We start from the raw sequence: 17,050 nt of genomic DNA, 5'->3' as shown, positions 1-17,050 counted from the left end.
GAGGGATTAGTCGGGTCCATGCCCCGTCCCTGTGCAGACTAGAACCGGAGGTTTAGTAGTGGCCAGTAAAACTGACATCGTAGCCCTTAAATGGGTGGTTGGCCTGATGAACAAGCAGGCAGAGAACGCTGAGGCGTCCCTGGTGGAGTACAGTAACGACACCAGCGAGAAGCGTCCCCTGCTGCAGTGTATGTGGGCAGTGCACCAGATTACCTCTACGCTGAGGGCGCTGGGAATGCGCAAGGGCGAGATGTTGACTCTGGAGATGGAGCGCAGTCTCAACTACCTGTACAAGGATAAAGTGGTAGGCGAGCGCCGCAAGCTCACTATGGGTGGCCTGATGCAGGCCCTCAAAGTGCTGCCCGCTTACCTGGCGCATGCGCAGAACGCCCGTGCTGACACGGGACAGGGCCTTGAGCAGCACGTGAACGACCTGCGTCGCTGGATAGGCGAGCGCCCTCGTCCCCGGGCTTTCTTCTTCCACATGGAAGTGCCCGACCACCGCGGCATTACCGAGGGAGGCACCACGGCGGACGATGAAGAGGTACGCAACCGTGCCAATGTGATGCTGGCCCTGTACCTGGAAATGGCCAAAATGGGCCTGCGGCGCAAGAACATGGTCGAGAGCATGAAGACTGTGGCACGTATCTCGCGCCGCATGCAGACCATGTTCAGCGGTACCGTGACCGAGCGCTTCTGGTTCACCATGGTCGGCGTGTGCGAAGGCATGGCGGGCGGTTTGATTGTGCCTGATGAGTGTATCGCGCAAATTTTCAAGTCCGGCGCTTTCATGATCAAGTATGCACGTGAGAACGGTGCCGCAGTCGATGAGTCTGTGGACTACGATGCGCTGCAACAGCAGATGCTGTTCTATATCGCAAGTTGCAAGGCCAAGCCGCTGCACATCTCCAGAATTCGTGAAGTGTTTGCCATTGACGACAGCACGCTGGAGCAGGCGAACCGGGGTCTCATCCATGTTGACGCGCTGGTTACTGCGCTGAGTTCAGCACTGGATCAGCTCAATGGTGTGGTGGATTATCTCAATTCCCAGGATCTTGCTGAGTCGTCCCGTAGGGGTGATGGCAGCCTGAGTGCACAGGCGCTGGATGGGATCGAAGCAACACGCTATCGCCTGGAAGCCGCAGGGCAAATTGCGCATGCAGACTCTCTGCAGTCCGTTGCTGGCCGCCTGGAAAAACTGTACCGCGGTGCCTACAACGAATCACCCGTGCAGCTCAACCAAATGATCAACGAGATTATTCGTGGCATCGTTGACGTCAAGCTGGACATTGAGCACAAGCTGGAGCACGGGCTGTGTAGTTCCTTCTCCAGCCGTGAGTTTGAACTGCGCGAGAGTGTAGTCAACGCAACGTTCAACCATATGGGTCTGGTCGAGAACTATATGCACCAGATACTGCGCCGCAAGGAGCTGGCCAGTGCACTGGCGCGCAAGCCCAATGATGCGGACAGCACACTGCGCCTGACGGTTGCGCTTAATCGCTACCTTAACAAGTCTGACCAGGGTCACGAGCAACTGCGTCAGGCGGTACGTGAGGCCGACGCCGGAAGTCCCGATCTCGACCACCTGTTTGACCTGGCAAGGGTTTTCCTTAACGAGCAGGAAACCATCGCCGACCGCAAGGCCATTGATATGTCGCTGGAGCTCCTGACAGAGATCTCCGGTGCACTGGGCTTTGCCGGCATGGAGCGGGAAGCGAAAATTATCGACGCATGCCAGCAGTGGCTGAGCGCAGCAAGTAAAGCGGGAGCTGTGCGCGAGGATGAGGCTTTTCGCTGCTTTGCAAGTGCCTTCGCGCAGCTTGAGCTACATTTGCAGCGTTCGGTCGTCGACCCGCTGGACGATACATCCCATATGCTGGCCATCGCTGAACAGCGTGCTGCTGAACTCAGCGAACACGCCGGTGGCCTCTCGCAGGGCGCGGAAGTTTCCCAGAAAAGCTGGGCGGAACCCCGTAACTACGTTGAAGACGCCGAGGTGCCCGCTGAGTTCCGCGAAGTGTTCTTCGAGGAGTCCGAAGAAATTGTTGATGAAATCGCCCGCCTGACCCCGCTTTGGCTGGAGGAGCTGGATAACCAGCAGTTGCTGCGCGATATTCGCCGGCATTTTCATACCTTTAAAGGCAATGGGCGCGCTGTCGGTGCCAACATACTTGGTGAGCTGGGATGGGCCGTACAGGATTTACTGGATCGCGTGCTCGATGGCGACCTCGAGTCCTCTGCTGCGGTGCAGGGTTTACTGCAGGACGTGGTGAGAGCGCTGCCCGCATTGATCGGCTCATACAAAGAAGCTGGCGATTGGGATTCCGCTCCCGTACGCGAACTGACTGATCGGGCCTTCCGCATGGCGGAAGACGCCGGTGATGACCTCGCGGCTGACCTGCCCGAAGTTGATGATCAAGTACACGGTGGTGCGTCTGGCGCACCTGTCTCCGATAACCTGGGCCAGTAGTGGACCCGATAAAAATCAAGCTGGAGAGATAACGTGCATTCTGACAAAGACAACCCCGCAACCGCCCAGGATACGCTTGAGGGCTCCAAGGAGAGCACCCTTGAGTGGTTGATGGAACTGGACCGCGACGAACCAGAAGAGAACCTGTTCAAAGTCGACGGCAAGGTGACCGAGTTATCCCTCAGTGCTTTCGAGACGGAATTCGCCGCCAGACCTATGACGCGAGGCCGCACCGGTGCGGACGACCTGGATACCTATATATCTGAAGAAATCGTACTCTCTGAAGACGGCAATACCAATGCCAATGGCTCCGCTGGCGACGAAGATGGCGAGGATGCAGCCCTTGATGGGCTTATGGCGATTGATTTCTCTCGCCAGGACGAAATCGATAACGAGTCGCAGTCCGCGGCTGTCGATGACGGCAGTGACATTCTCGGTCTGGCTGACGAGGATGATATGGGCGAGTCCTTCCTGGTAGTCAAGCGTGTACCCAAAGCGGCGCAGGAGAAGCCAGCGGTCATTACGCCTATAGCGAATGGGGCCGAAGCTGAGATTCTGGCAGCAGAAACCAATGCCGCTCCGGAGGTCACTGCGAATGAGGCACAGCCCGAGCCTGGCGAGGCGGTTGAAGACCTCGTGGCTATGGCGGAGACAATAGAAGAAATAGTTGTAGAAGATGTATCCGGCGATGGTTTTGAACTGCCGGATGAAGAGCCTGTGGACGCTGTCGGGATGTCAGCGGATAACGTCGAGGCAATCGTTGCCGCCGGGGTGATCGAAGAGAACGAACCTGCCCTAGTCGATATGCCTGTCACCGATGTAACGGCGTACGTGGCCAGTGTGGACGCACCCGAGAATGATGAGGCCTTCGATGCATTCCTGCTGGCAGGCAGTGACCTCGACGAGGGTGAAGAGGACTTTGACGCGCTGGTGCTCAGCGAAGAGGAGCTTGCATTCTCCGTTGATACAGATCTCGATGATGACCTGGAGCTGCATGACGACTTTGTCGCCATGGATGGGTTCGAGAATGACCTGATGGCGGTGATCACTCCGCGTGTTGCGTCGTTTATGGAGGAAGTTAACGCCGCGGTCGGCGCCCGACTGGTAGCACTGGGCAAGCCGGGAGACGCGGTTGTTGCCGATGTTTCCATCGCTACGGATGCAGAAACCCGCGCCACTGCCCTGGAGCAGGGCTATGAGCCGGTGATGGCAATTTGCGGGGCCGTTCCGGAAGCGCTTGCAGGCCTGCAGCAAACCGAGCTCGATGCAGTGATGCTACGCCTGGGCGAGGTGGAGACGGGGGAGACCTGTAACAGCCTGTTCCAGGAGGATCCGGCAGCACCTGATGCGCCGGCATCACTCGCGCCTTTACTTACCGTTGTCGAGAATAACGTCTTTGATGACGATATCTTCGGCGAGGATATCGAAGGCGCTATTCCAGCTGCCGAATGGGCGCCGGAGAGCGAGGAAATCGATGCGATCTTTGATGACTTTGGTGGCGACGACTTTTCACTGGAGTTCGATACCCCGCTTCCCGATGTCGAAGAGATGGCTGCAGCAAGTGCCCTGTATCTGCAGGAAGAACAGACAGAGGCCGATGTTGGTGGCGAGCAACAGGAAGTACTGCCTGAAGTCGGTGAGCTGCCCGGTATTGAGCACGGCGCCCGGACTGTTGCAGAGACAGTCGACGCGCCGGTAGTTGAGGTGACCCCGGCAGAGCCCGACGTGCTGGGTGATTCAAACTGGGAAGACGAAGTACTGCAGGTATTCGAAGAGGACATCTTCGATACTGACCTGACTGAAGAGGAGGCACTGGAAGCGGCTTCGGCAGAGCATATCGATCGTTTGCTGGAGGATCTTGGTGCGGATACTGAGCTTCCCGGAGAAATCTGCGGCGTAGAGGTGGAAGCGTTTGCGGGCTCATCCGCCAACGAGGAGCTGTCGATTGACGATGCGCCCGAGGAAGCGCCCGTGGAGGTAGCGATCCCTGCCGTAGCGCAGACCACAGAGGATATGTCCTGGTGCATACCGCAAGGTATTGATTTCCATCACAGCAGTCCCGGTAGCGGTGAGATCTTTGCGGAGTTTCTCGAGGCATTTATTGAGGAGGGCTCCTCTGAGTTGGAGAAACTCGAGGACGCGGTCAGCGCCTGGGAAGCAGATATTGCCGACGAGCAGAGCTTCACCCAGGTTGCACGCATCCTGCATACCATAAAAGGTATCGCCAAGGGTGTCGGGCTGCATTTTTACGGCACGCTGATTCACAATTTCGAAACCTTGCTGGAACGTATGCCGCGCCCCGCAACAGGCGAGGAACACGACTACTTCCGTATCGTCAATGCCTGGCTTGATGCCGCCGTACGTGGCCTTGACTTCGTCCAGGACCAGCGTCGGGACATTGTCACTGAGTTCCCATCACGCGGCGATATCACCGAACCGACCGGCGCAGCGGGAGAGATCGAAACAACAGTTGTCAGTGAGGACGCTGCTGTCGAGGAGCAACTGCAACCTGGTCTCGCTGTCGCCGAACCGATGGTAGCCCGCCAGCCTGAAAAGGATGCGAGGCGCAAGCAGGAAGACAAGCGGCTTGCTGACGAGGGTGCCCGGGCACTGGCAGCACAGCAGTCCGTGCGTATTACTTCAGAGAAGCTGGACCTGTTGCTGAACCTGAGCAACCAGGCGCAGCAGCTTGGGGTGCGCACCGCTCAGAGCACTACGCGCAACAAGCGCGCCTCCGCCGAGTTGATGGGGCGCCTCTCTTCCGTGCGTGCGCACATCGCCGACATCGCCGACAGGACGCTGTTTAATGTCAGTGCGAGAAGCGCGACACGTGCCAGTGATCTGGATGCACTGGAGATGGATCAGTACTCTGATCTGCAGGAGGCGGCCAATATCCTGCGCGAGGGCGTAGAGGACCTGGCTGACCTGATTGAGGTCGCCAGCCGTCACAACGCCCAGGCAGAAGCGCTATTAAAGCAGCAGGCTTCCGTTATCGGCTCAATAGGATCCACCATTCGCGCTGCGCGAGTGGTACCCGTATCCCGGCTGATGCCTGGTCTGCGCCGTCTGGTACGCACGGTCAGTAACGACCTGGGCAAGGATGTGGCGTTCCGTGTGGCCAACGAGTTGGGCACGCTGGACCGCGATGACTACACCCGTTGTCAGACCATACTTGAACACATGGTGCGCAATGCCCTGGACCACGGCATTGAGACCACTGAGGAACGCAAAGCGACCGGCAAGCCCAGCGTTGGCCAGATCACCGTCGATGTGCGTATGTCCGGCGCTGATTCTGTCATCGTGTTGTCAGATGACGGCCGCGGTATCGACCCGGACGCCATGCGCGAGTCAGCGATTCGCAAAGGGTTGGATGTCGATGCGGATGCCCTCAGCGATGATGAGGCCCGCAACCTGATTTTCCACAAGGGTTTCTCTACCGCCCAGACTTTGAGCCAGATCAGCGGCCGGGGCGTAGGCATGGATATCGTGCTCAGTGAGCTACAGCAGATGGGTGGCGACATCCGTATCGAGTCTGCCGTGGGTAAGGGCACATCCTTCCATATCCGCGTGCCGACCAACGTCACTGTCAACGGTGCTCTGTTGGTATCGGCGGGTGAAAACTCCTATGCGATCCCGCTGGGCGGATTGATTTCGGTGGATGAAGTACCGGTTGAACAGTTCTTCAATGCTGTAGAGACAGGCGAAACCTTGCAATTGTCAGGCCTGGAGTGCGAGCCCGCCTACCTGGGCACGCTCTGCCAGAGTTGTAATCTGCCGGACCATTCGGCCTGGCGGCATACCGTACCAGTGATTGTGGCCGGCTCTGAGGCGCGTTACATGGCGATTGCCATTGACGACGTTGAAGAGGCCCTGGAACTGGTGATTCGCTCCCTGGGCGCGCAGTTTGCTTCCGTACCCGGTGTCGCCGGCGCTGCCACGACGGCGGACGGTGAAGCGGTTGTGGCGCTGGACCTGAATGTGCTGGTCAGCTGTTTTGCCGAGGGGCAGGGCACTGCGGTCGCGGACGAACAGCCCGAGGAGGAGAAATTCCTTGCTCTGGTCGTGGACGACTCACGTACGCAGCGTATGGTGGCGACCAGCCAGCTGGAAACAGTTGGAATAGAGACTGCCACAGCCGAGAACGGCGCCGTTGCTATCGACTGGCTCAATACAACTGAGCACTTGCCTGATGTGATATTGCTGGATGTAGAGATGCCGGTAAAAGATGGTATCCAGACGCTGCGCGAGATCCGCAAGTCGGCCCGTTACAGCCATATTCCGGTGATCATGGTCACCTCCCGTACCGGTATCAAGCACCGTACGATGGCGGAGGAAGCAGGGTGCAATGGATACATGGGCAAGCCCTTCAACTTCCGCATGCTGATCGGCCAGATTAATGAGCTGACCGGGCAGCGGCTGGAACTGGGCTAGGAACGACACATGAATGAGCGTATCTGCGTGCTGCTGACCTGTGCATCAGACAGGCAATGGGCCATACCCCAGAGCTGCCTCGGGGAAATCCTTACGCTACCGGCGATGGAAGATATCGTTCCCGGAGAGGTGAACTGGCGCGGCGTGGACATTCCGGTTATTGATTTCGGCGCTGGCGGCAGCGTGCCGTGGCGGGACCCGCAAAGCGGCACCGGGTTGATAGCCGTTATTCTCGGGGTCAAGGGCCCCGGGTACGATTACTGGGGGGTCGCCTTGCGTGGACGGGGGCTGGCCATGCGAGACCTGCAGGACTGTGACTGCAAGGACAAGCCGGAGGCGATTCAGGAACACTCGCTGGCTGCATTTGAACTGGAAGGCCAGACATACCAGGTCCCGGACCTTCCCGCACTGCAGTGTATGGCTATTGATATAAACACCGCTGCGTCGGCCTGAGCAGCTCCAGCAACATTACAGGAGAGACTTTTTTGAGACTGGATAAACTGGTAGATCAAATTGACACTGCATTTGGTGATACACCACCTTTTACTTCGGACGGCCTGGGCTCAGATGACCGGGAGGTACTCATACGTGTGTTTGGCGACCAGGGCTATCAGGTGTACTTGCAGGACCAGGTCAATCGCCAGATTATTCGCGATTACCTCACCAATGCGGTGATGCTTGGCTTTATACCGCAGCCGGAAATGGCTGACCTGCAAGAGCTGATTGGCAGCCACGAGGCAAGGGCTTCGTTGTCTCTGCACATGTTGATGAGCTCTGTTGAACAGGCCGCCGAATTACTGTCTTCTGGCGCTCCCGCGCGGCTCAAATTGCTGGAACCTGACTCGAGTTCTCCGCCTCATATGCACCTTATTCGCAGCTAGCGTGCTAAAAAAATGGCATGAAGCCCCCTGATCAGGGGGCTTTTTTTTGGGCAAATGAAAAAAAATGGCTCGAAACTAGCCATTTTTGTATTTTGGCTAAAAAAATGGCCGGCACACCGTTGCCGCTACCACTCTCTCCACTTATAACTGATTCCACACAAGGCAGGAGCCAACGTGCAGTGGGTGCAGGCGCACAGCCAGGGGATGCCCGCTTTCGAGGGAACAGGATAAAAAAGTCAGGGAGCCAGTCATGTTGACGATTACACCTACAGCAGTTTTGGATCATAGCCCCGGGGGTGAACTGGAAGTGTTCGCCGTCATTGAAGGGAAGAAAGTCTTCTTACCGGAAGACGCCAACTACATCATGCAGGACCGCCGCGGACTGTGGTACTACAGTGCTCGCAAGCCGCGTCCTAAAGAAGGCGATTGGACACCGAACAAGACCAGCATCTCTTGCAAAAGCGAAGGCGGCTATGTACGCGCCCTCAAGACGGAGACAGTCCAGCCCTGGCTGGAAACCTGCCAGCGCACAGTGCGCATGGTAACGGGAAATTCTGCTGCAGAGCGACGTCCTGCCGACGCCTAGTAGTGGTCAGACGGCAAGCGCGTGGTCGATTTCCGGCTGCGCCGTCGCCAACCAGATATCAATCGCTTCGGCCTCATCGGTCAATACCTTGACCAACTCAGTCTCCAGTTGCCGGTAGGACTCTTGCCAGGGCTCCACGCTCATCAGTATGCGGCAGCGTTGCCGCAGGGGCATGCTCTCCGGCAGGTCGAGCGGATTCAGCTGTCGATTGCGAAACCCCGATGTCAGTACTTCGGCAATGACTTCGTTGTCGCGGTTATCGCGCAACTCGCCCTCAAATCTGCGCAGGTGCATGAGCATTCGGTCGCGTCCGGGGAAACCCGGGTCAGTAATTACGTTGTGGACCCAAATTGGTAGTTGCTGCGCAAACAGGGAGCGCAGCTCCTTCTGATCCATATGTTGCAACAGCACGGGGCCCGGCGGTGGCAGGGCACGATGCATGGTCAGCTCGCTGCGGCTGCGAAATCCCAGCGGCAGAAAGCTTTGCATTCTCGCGCCAACCAACGCGACATGTGTCATTTGGAATTCTGACATGCGGTGAACACGCCCCATTTTTGTATTGGTATGAATTGAATCACAGGGGCGAAACTGCGACCAGAGATATTGCGCAAAAAGTGAAGTATTACAGGCTTGGGGTTTTCTTCCCGATGTCAGATACTGTGCGCATAAGCGATAACGCGCAAGACGTAAAAGGTGTGGTAGTTTGGTAGTGACAATAGCCGGAAAAATCAATGCCCTGGTTATTGCTATCGTGGTGAGCATGAGTGTGCTGGTCACCGGTTTTACCAGTATCAGCGAATATAGCCTGGAGCGCGATAGGCTGCTTTCCGGTCTGGCGGCGCAGGCGACCGGAGGCCCGGACCTTGCGCTATACCTTTTTTTTGGTGCCGAAGACGCGCTCACAGCCTCTGTTGACGGGTTGCTGCTGCCGGAGCCTGTGCACTACGCTGTCATTTTTGACACCGAGGGGGAGGTCATACTGACTCGGCCGTCAGCTAACCGGGATAAGAAGCCCCAGTTTGCCGCGCTGCGCAAGGGCCTCTCACAGGCCGACAGTGGGCTATCCAGCCTTGATGCAGCCGGGCATGAAGTGGGCGGGGGCTTGCCGGGTGCACTGCTGGGTGCAGACCGCTACTTCCATCTGACCCTACCGCTGGTGTCTGCGGTGAACCCCATGCAGGAGGGTATAAGCCAGGAGGATTTCCTGCTGGCCGCCTCGCGGCCCGCAGCTGAAAAAGCACGCCACGTCATCGGTTACCTGCAACTCGCCGTAAACCAGCGCGCGCTGCTGTTGCAGGTGTTGCCAGGCATCCTGCTGGTTATTGTCGCCTGTGTCATATTTGCTTTGCTGTGTTTGTTTCTTAGCCTGGCATTCACACGCCGTATCACCGCACCGATATCCCACCTGGCAAAAGTCGCTGATGGCATTTCTTCCGGCAATCTTGAGGAGCCGGTAAGGGTCAGCGGAAGCGGAGAAGTCCGCGACATCGCCAACATCATCAACCGGGTGATCGCCGACGTCAGTTCCTACAAGAAAGAGCGCGACGTCGACCACCAGTTATTGTCAATGAAAGTTGAAGAGCGCAACGTTCAGCTCTCACGACGCAACGAGGAGCTGAATCGCGCGGTAAAGCAGGTAACGAAGACCAAGAACCGTCTGCGACAGATGGCTTATTACGACGCACTCACTTCCCTACCCAACCGGCGCTTGTTTACTGAGCAGTTGTCGCTGCTGTTGAAGCTTTCCAACCGCAATTCGCAGATGCTTGCACTGCTGTTCCTCGACCTGGACAATTTCAAGCGCATCAACGATTCCCTGGGGCATAGCGCGGGCGACCTCTTGCTTAGAGAGGTAGGGCTGAGGCTCTCTGGCTGTGTTCGCGATAGCGACGTTGTAGCGCACTACGTGGACAATACGGCAAAGATTGATGTATCACGCCTTGGCGGAGACGAGTTCACGGTTGTTCTCAACCAGGTCGATAAGGCGGAGTCCGCTGCGCTGGTCGCCCAGCGTTTGATGACAACCCTTACCGAGCCCATGCTGATCGATGGTCACGAACTGGTGGTGACGCCCAGCATTGGCATAGCGCTTGCGCCGGAGCACGCTGAGGATGTAGAGGGCTTGCTGCGCTGCGCCGATACCGCCATGTACCACGCCAAATCTGCCGGTAAGGCTGCGTTCCTGTTTTACGACAGCAGCATGGAAGAGACGGGGCTGGAGCGGCTCGCCCTGGAAAACGACCTGCGCAAGGCCCTTGAAAACAATGAGCTGGTTCTTTTCTATCAACCGCAGGTGGATACGCAGGCCGGCAAGGTGGTTGGCGCGGAAGCGCTGATGCGATGGCGGCACCCTGAACAGGGCCTGATACCGCCGTTCCGTTTTATTCCCCTGGCCGAAGAGATGGGCCTGATTGCTGCGATGGGAGAGTGGACCATACGTGAGGCGTGCAACCAGGTGAAGCGCTTTGCGGCAGCTGGGGTGGTGCTTCCCAAGGTCGCGGTCAATGTCTCTGCGCTGCAATTCACGCCAAGTTTCAGCCGCAAAGTCAGGGCGATTCTGGAAGAGACGGGCGTCGACCCCGGGGTTCTGGAGCTGGAACTGACCGAAGGTGTGGTCATGGGTGATACCAGCACCTCAGTGCAGGCGTTGGGCGAACTGCGCGACCTGGGCGTTAGTCTCTCTATCGATGATTTCGGCACGGGCTACTCCTCGCTGAGCTACCTGAGTCGCTTCCCCCTTGATGAGTTGAAGATCGATCGTAGTTTTGTTGTTGATGCGGTCGAGAGCGAGGAAGGGGCAAGTCTGGTTCGGGCCATTGTTGCGATGGCGCAGGGCCTTGGCCTGAAGCTGGTTGCGGAGGGCGTGGAAACGCTGGAACAGTACGATTTCATGACGGCAACCGGTGCCACTGTCATACAGGGTTACCTGTTCAGTCCTCCAGTGCCGGCCGACGAGTTGGCCCCGCTGCTGTCCCCCTGGCATTTCCAGGAGCAAATCCAGGGTCTGGAAGGGAATATTCAGCGCTGAAGGCGCGATGTTACATTCCCCAGTAGGCCTTCATGGACTGCACCTTGCCATCCGCGTTGAATTCGAATACGTCGATCGGTGATATTTCCATTCCGGGCATGATCACCTTGAAAGGGAAGGCGACCGTGTTTCCCGCACAGCGCACATCGCCGGTCAGCTCCAGTTTGGCACCGCTCGCCAGAGCGCCTTCGTAAAAGCCGAGAATCGCGTCAATGCCGACATGGGGCTCACTGCCGACCGGGTCCTCGACGGTCGCATCGTCGGCGTACATCTCGCGAATAATACCCAGATCTGCCTTGTCGAAGGCTTCCACATAGCGCTTAACTACAGCAATTTTTGCAGCGTTGTCCATTGTCTTGTTGTCCTGTCAGTAGCCACACAGGGTGGCGTAGCGGTCCTTGTGAAAGCCGGTATCGCCGAAGATCTGCATGGCGACCCTGGCGCGCTTGAGAAAGAAGCCTATTTCAAACTCATCGGTAACGCCAATGCCGCCGTGCATTTGCACTGCCTCGTTGGTCACCAGCTTCACCAGCTTATTGAGCTTAGCCTTGGCCAGGCTGGCCAGCAGGGGCAGCTGTTCCGGTGCGTCATCTACAGTGGAAAGTGCCTGCAGTACCACCGATCTACACAGTTCCAACTGCGCCTGCATGTGCGCAGCGCGGTGCTGCAGTGCCTGGAAGCTACCGATGAGCACGCCGAACTGCTCGCGTTCCTTGAGGTATTCCACCGTGCGCTCGAACGCCTCCAGTGCCAGGCCCATCATCTCTGCAGCCAGGGCTACTCGGCCGCGGTCGAGTACGGGCTCGAGCACTTCCCAGCCGTTTTCCAGGGTGCCTACAAGTGCCCCGGCATTCACCTCAACCCCTTCCAGGGTAATGTTTGCTGCATTCCGGCTGTCGGCCATGATGGTGCGTTGCACACTGACGCCTGGCGCCTCGCGGGGTACCAGGAACAGGCTGAGGCCTTGTGGACTCCTGCTCTCGCCACTGCTGCGGGCCACCACCAGCAGGTGGTCGGCGCTGTGTCCATCGATGACGAAGGTCTTGCGACCATTGATTACGAAGCTATCGCCATTGGCTTGTGCTGTGGTGGTGATGTGTGTCGGGCGGTGGTGTTGTGATTCTTCCAGTGCCAGTGCCAGGGTGAGTTCGCCGGCCGCGATTCGGGGCAGTAAGTCGGTCTTCTGCTGTTCACTGCCGCCGAGTAGCAGCGCGGAGGCGCCGACCACCGCAGAGGCGAATAAAGGCGAAGCGGTGAGCGTGCGTCCGGCCTCTTCCATTACCACGCCCAGGCCGGTGAAGCCGAAATCAAGGCCGCCGTATTCCTCCGGCAGGATAATGCTGGCCCAGCCCAGTTCTGCCATTTTCTGCCAGGTCTCGGGACAGTACCCCAGGGCATCGCGGTCGTCACGCAGCGTCCGCAGTGATTCCACGGGTGCGTTGGCAGCGAGAAATTCCCTGGCGCTGTCTTGCAGGAAGCGCTGTTCTTCGTTCAATACCAGAGCCATGCTTTACTCCTAAGACTGGGGCAGTTGCAGGATGTTTTTAGCAATCACGTTGAGCTGGATTTCCGAGGTGCCGCCGGCGATGGTCATCGCCTTGGACATGGCCCACAGGCGCAACGTATCCAGTTCGGCGCGGTTAAAGCCCTCGCCCTCCCAGCCCAGGCCTTGACTGCCAAGGATTGCCAGCAGTAATTCACTTTTCGTTTTCTCTGCCTCTGTGCCCACATATTTCATGACCAGAGGTGCGGCGCTGCGCACGCCCGCGAGCTTTTCCTCAAAAGTGCGGAAGTGCGTGAGTCCGATGGCATGCATCTCCATGTCGTAGTCGACGAGGTCGGAGCGCAGTTGGGCATCCACCACTTTGCCGTCGTCCAGCTCAAGATACTGGCGGGCAGCGACGCTGGGCACCAGTATCTCGCGTGGCGATTCACTACCGAGTTCAGACATCAGCTTGCGCTCGTGCACCAGCAGTGCCTTGGCCACGCTCCAGCCCTGGTTGAGTTCGCCGATCAGGTTTTCCTTGGGTACCTTCACATTGTCGAAGAAGGTCTGGCAGAACTCGGACTCACCGCTGATCAATGCGATTGGTGTGGTGCTGATACCGGGATCGTCCATATCGACCAGCAGAAAGGAGATGCCCTCCTGGTTCTTGGCATCAGGGTCGGTGCGCACCAGGCAGAAAATCCAGTCGCTCTTATCGGCTCCGGTCGTCCAGATTTTGCTGCCATTTACCAGGAAGTGGTCGCCCTGGTCCTCGGCTTTGCATTGCAGGCTGGCCAGGTCGGACCCTGAGCCGGGCTCGGAATAACCCTGGCACCAGCGTATTTCCCCGTTGATGATTGCGGGGATGTGCTGCTGCTTCTGTGACTCGTTGCCAAATTCCAGTAGTGCAGGGCCCAGCATCCAGATGCCAAGGCTGTAGAGTGGTGTGCGAGCGCGGATCGCCTTCATCTCTTCCTTGATGATCTTCGCATGCTCGGCGCTAAGGCCGCCGCCTCCATACTCGGTGGGCCACTCAGGGCAGATCCAGCCCTTGTCTCGCACGCGCTCGAACCACAGCTGCGCATCGGCACTGGGGTACTCAGCGTTACGTCCGCCGTAGTACTGATCCGCTGCGGTCATGGGCTGGCGCTGTGACTCTGGGCAGTTGGCTTCAAGCCACTGGCGAGCTTCACTGCGAAACTGTTCGAGGTCCTGCAAAACGTCTCTCCTGATGGGGGCGGTCATAGGCTCTCCGGATGTGATCTACCGAGGGCAGGGCAAGTGTATGCGCGCTTGGTCCCCGCTTGAAGTTCGGTAAGGGTACTCCCGTGCCATCTGATGGCAATGGCTTAATAAGTCAGCCCGGATGACAATATGGGACAGCCCGGGCGGCTGCCTTAATTGGGGTTCTGAGGTTTACTGCACCATACCGCAGCATTTGACCTGGCTGAGGGAGCTGGGCATATTCAAGTATCTGATAATAAAAGGGAAAGAGAATGCAGCGTCTGGTGGGAAAGACTGTTCTGGTAACCGGAGCAGCCAACGGAATAGGGCGGGCCAGTGCCTTGCGTGCAAGCGCTGAAGGCGCGTCGGTATGGTGCGTGGATATCGATAGTGATGCGCTGGATAGCCTGGTCGCTGATATCAAAGCGGAGGGTGGGCAGGCCGCTGCCCACGCCTGCGATATCAGCAGCGAGAACTCGATCAAGGGCTGTGTGGCCGCTTGCGTGGAAAAGTTCGGCGGCGTGGATGCCGTCGTCAATATGGCCGGGGTGCTGTGCTTTGAGGACACCGGGGAGATGCAACTGGCCCAGTGGCAGCGCGTCATCGATATTAACCTGACCGGCACTATGCTGTTAACCCGCGAGGTGTTGCCTTACCTTATTGAGCGTAAAGGCAGCATCGTCAATGCGGCCTCCACCGCTGCCCTGTCCGGGCTTCCCTGTGGTGCGGCCTACTCCGCCAGCAAGGGTGGTGTGCTTGCCTTTACGCGCAGTGTTGCCGTGGAATATGCCAAGCGCGGTGTGCGCGCGAACTGCGTGTGTCCCGGGGACATCAAGACCGGTATGACCAGCAAAGTGGATTTTCCCGAGACCATGGATTTCAGCCTGATGTCACGTATTTCATCGCTAACCGGCGCCAGGGGGCCGGAAGTGGTGGCGGGTGTTATCGCCATGCTGATCTCTGCAGATGGCGCCCATATCACCGGCGAGGATATTCGCGTGGACGGCGGCACGCTTTCCTGACGGGCCGCACGCTTACTGGGACTCCACCAGTTTGACTCGAAATTCCATTTCCTGGTCGTCGCGGCGTGTGCGAATGGTCACCGTATCGCCCGGTTTGCGCCTCTCCATGACGCTGAGGTAGTCGTCGTTGGAGCGGATGTCGCGATCGTCCAGGCGGATGATGACGTCGCCCAGCTCAATTTTCGCTCGTGATATGCGTCTGGCTCCCGTCATCCCCGCTTGCGCCGCTGGCAGGCCCGGATAGACGTGCACAATGGGCACCCCGGTGATGCGGTAGCGGCGTATCCAGCTGTCACTGGCCAGCTCCACGCCGATAATGGGGTTGAGCATCTTGCCGTAGGCGATTAATTGAGGCACCACGTCCTTCACGGTATTAACGGGTATAGCGAAACCGATGCCGGCACTGGCCCCGCTGGGGCTATAGATCGCCGTGTTAACACCAATCAGTTGCCCCAGAGAGTTGAGCAGTGGGCCGCCGGAATTGCCCGGATTGATGGCCGCGTCGGTCTGGATGACGCCGCGTATGGTGCGTCCACCGGGCGCCCGGATTTCCCTGCCCAGCGCGCTGATGATACCCGTGGTCAGTGTAGTATCCAGGCCGAAAGGGTTGCCAATAGCCAGCACCTTGCGCCCCACAGATAATTCCGAGGAGTCGCCCAGTGGCAGGCTTTGAATGTCATCGGGGGGCTCCTTCAGGCGCAGTACCGCCAGGTCCTTCTCCGGCGCAACGCCGATCACCTCGGCGTGGAACTCGCGCTGATCCGCGAGGGTGACAATCAGCCTGTGCGCGCCCGCTATGACGTGGAAGTTGGTAACGATCAATCCTGAGTCGTCCCAGACAAACCCGCTCCCGGAACCGCGTGGAATCTCCTGAACGTTGCGCGAGAAAAGATCGCGCTGCAATGCAGTGTTGGTGACATAGACGACCGAGGGGCTCGCTTTGCCGAAAATCTCTGTCGTGTTGGCCTCATCCTCAGTGGCAAAGCTGAGATAGTCCCTGTCTTCAGCGCTGGCCACCAGCGGTAAGAGCAGGACCAAACAAAAGGTGAGGAGGCAGCAGCGCATAGCGGTGACCTATCCTGGAAACGCTTCCACGAAGCGGCGGATACGCGCGGCATTGGCCCCCAGGTCGCTGACGCCTACCCGGGATACGGAGCGCAGGTCAATCAGGGTGCCGTCAGCATTGGTGCGCAGGCGTATCACCACGTCATCCTGAAAGCCCATGATCCTGGTGGTATCAACCGCTTCGATGATGCCGGCGCTCAGGTCCTCGTGATAGATATCCCAACCCAGTGCCAGCGAGGTCTCCTTCGCCCGGATGAACGCGTCTTCAATCGATGCAGGGGTGACCAGCGTGTCCAGGTCAGTGTAAGCGGCCTTCTGCGCCTCCAGGGTCGCGGGTTCGATGTCCAGGCTGTTGCTCCCATCGCCGCGTTGTTTCGGCGCGGCGACGAATACTGGCGGGTCCTCCGTATCCGTGGAGATGTCGTGAATCGCGGGATAGTTGCCGCCGCCCAGCATGGACAGCAACAACAGGGCCCCGGGTAGGGCGAATATCGCACGTTTGGCCAGCGCACCGCGCCAGGGTGCGAATTTCGGCAGCGCCATCAGTAGTGCTACCAGCAGCAGGAGCACAGCCGCTCCCAGGCAGCTGATTGCGTAAACCAGCAGGCCCTGCTGCCATGCACCCGAGCGCACGGTGAGGACTGCCAGGGGCAGGGTTACCAACAAGGTAATGGCGAGGTAGCCTACCCAGTTTACCAGCCCGGGTGTGGATTGATGGGTGCTCATTGCGCGTTCCTATTCAGCCTGGAGTACAAGAATACTATCCCCGGGCTCCTGGCGCGAGGCGATCCATTGAGCGGCGCGGGCGTATTTGTTTTACTTGAGGCCGCCACTGACAAAATCAAGGATAAAACAAC

At 58.3% G+C, this 17,050-nt stretch carries 13 protein-coding genes; 7 read left to right on the top strand and 6 right to left on the bottom strand.

The annotated features are described in order from the left end of the window. Window positions 1-58 precede the first annotated feature (58 nt). The 5 genes from C0039_RS03695 (at window position 59) to C0039_RS03675 (ending at window position 8,368) form a co-directional block, all read left to right on the top strand. Window positions 59-2,470, top strand: a complete 2,412-nt coding sequence (locus tag C0039_RS03695; RefSeq protein WP_101517274.1) for a FimL-related protein — start codon at window positions 59-61, stop codon at window positions 2,468-2,470. 33 nt (window positions 2,471-2,503) lie between these two features. Continuing rightward, window positions 2,504-6,901 carry a hybrid sensor histidine kinase/response regulator gene (locus C0039_RS03690; protein WP_101517273.1) on the top strand — a complete coding sequence of 1,466 codons (4,398 nt, stop codon included), beginning with the start codon at window positions 2,504-2,506 and terminating at the stop codon, window positions 6,899-6,901. Between the two features lie 9 nt (window positions 6,902-6,910). After that, the gene (locus C0039_RS03685; protein ID WP_101517272.1) at window positions 6,911-7,354 is read left to right on the top strand and encodes a CheW domain-containing protein; all 444 of its coding nucleotides are present in this window, start codon (window positions 6,911-6,913) and stop codon (window positions 7,352-7,354) included. A gap of 32 nt (window positions 7,355-7,386) precedes the next feature. Further along, complete coding sequence (locus tag C0039_RS03680) at window positions 7,387-7,782, top strand: hypothetical protein (RefSeq protein ID WP_076000469.1); 396 nt, start codon at window positions 7,387-7,389, stop codon at window positions 7,780-7,782. A gap of 250 nt (window positions 7,783-8,032) precedes the next feature. Then, window positions 8,033-8,368 carry a hypothetical protein gene (locus C0039_RS03675; protein WP_076000470.1) on the top strand — a complete coding sequence of 112 codons (336 nt, stop codon included), beginning with the start codon at window positions 8,033-8,035 and terminating at the stop codon, window positions 8,366-8,368. 6 nt (window positions 8,369-8,374) lie between these two features. On the opposite strand, the gene C0039_RS03670 is transcribed toward C0039_RS03675, so the two are convergent. Then, window positions 8,375-8,902 carry a hypothetical protein gene (locus C0039_RS03670; protein WP_133125932.1) on the bottom strand — a complete coding sequence of 176 codons (528 nt, stop codon included), beginning with the start codon at window positions 8,900-8,902 and terminating at the stop codon, window positions 8,375-8,377. A gap of 175 nt (window positions 8,903-9,077) precedes the next feature. On the opposite strand from C0039_RS03670, the gene C0039_RS03665 reads away from it, so the two are divergent. Beyond that, entirely contained in the window at window positions 9,078-11,396 is a 2,319-nt protein-coding gene (locus C0039_RS03665; RefSeq protein WP_076002294.1) for a putative bifunctional diguanylate cyclase/phosphodiesterase, read from the top strand. Between the two features lie 10 nt (window positions 11,397-11,406). Here C0039_RS03665 and C0039_RS03660 read toward each other — a convergent pair whose 3' ends face one another. From C0039_RS03660 to C0039_RS03650, 3 genes are read right to left on the bottom strand one after another with little or no spacing between them, the layout of a single operon-like run. Continuing rightward, window positions 11,407-11,748 carry a nuclear transport factor 2 family protein gene (locus tag C0039_RS03660; protein ID WP_076000472.1) on the bottom strand — a complete coding sequence of 114 codons (342 nt, stop codon included), beginning with the start codon at window positions 11,746-11,748 and terminating at the stop codon, window positions 11,407-11,409. 15 nt (window positions 11,749-11,763) lie between these two features. Beyond that, window positions 11,764-12,903, bottom strand: a complete 1,140-nt coding sequence (locus C0039_RS03655) for an acyl-CoA dehydrogenase family protein (protein WP_101517270.1) — start codon at window positions 12,901-12,903, stop codon at window positions 11,764-11,766. A 9-nt stretch (window positions 12,904-12,912) separates the two neighbouring features. Then, entirely contained in the window at window positions 12,913-14,127 is a 1,215-nt protein-coding gene (locus C0039_RS03650) for an acyl-CoA dehydrogenase family protein (RefSeq protein ID WP_101517269.1), read from the bottom strand. A 251-nt stretch (window positions 14,128-14,378) separates the two neighbouring features. Here C0039_RS03650 and C0039_RS03645 point away from each other — a divergent pair, with 251 nt between their 5' ends. Further along, window positions 14,379-15,128, top strand: a complete 750-nt coding sequence (locus C0039_RS03645) for an SDR family NAD(P)-dependent oxidoreductase (RefSeq protein ID WP_076000474.1) — start codon at window positions 14,379-14,381, stop codon at window positions 15,126-15,128. Window positions 15,129-15,140: 12 nt separating this feature from the next. Here the strand turns inward: C0039_RS03645 and C0039_RS03640 are convergent, their stop codons facing one another. Together C0039_RS03640 and C0039_RS03635 are read right to left on the bottom strand one after the other, a co-directional pair. Beyond that, window positions 15,141-16,193 carry a S1C family serine protease gene (locus C0039_RS03640; RefSeq protein WP_076000475.1) on the bottom strand — a complete coding sequence of 351 codons (1,053 nt, stop codon included), beginning with the start codon at window positions 16,191-16,193 and terminating at the stop codon, window positions 15,141-15,143. 9 nt (window positions 16,194-16,202) lie between these two features. Next, window positions 16,203-16,919 (bottom strand): DUF1499 domain-containing protein, encoded by a 717-nt coding sequence (locus C0039_RS03635; RefSeq protein WP_101517268.1) that lies wholly within the window; start codon window positions 16,917-16,919, stop codon window positions 16,203-16,205. Window positions 16,920-17,050 lie beyond the last annotated feature (131 nt).

It is taken from the genome of Pseudohalioglobus lutimaris, assembly GCF_002866825.1.
Classification (GTDB): domain Bacteria; phylum Pseudomonadota; class Gammaproteobacteria; order Pseudomonadales; family Halieaceae; genus Halioglobus; species Halioglobus lutimaris.
This window is presented reverse-complemented; position numbering and strand designations above follow the sequence as displayed.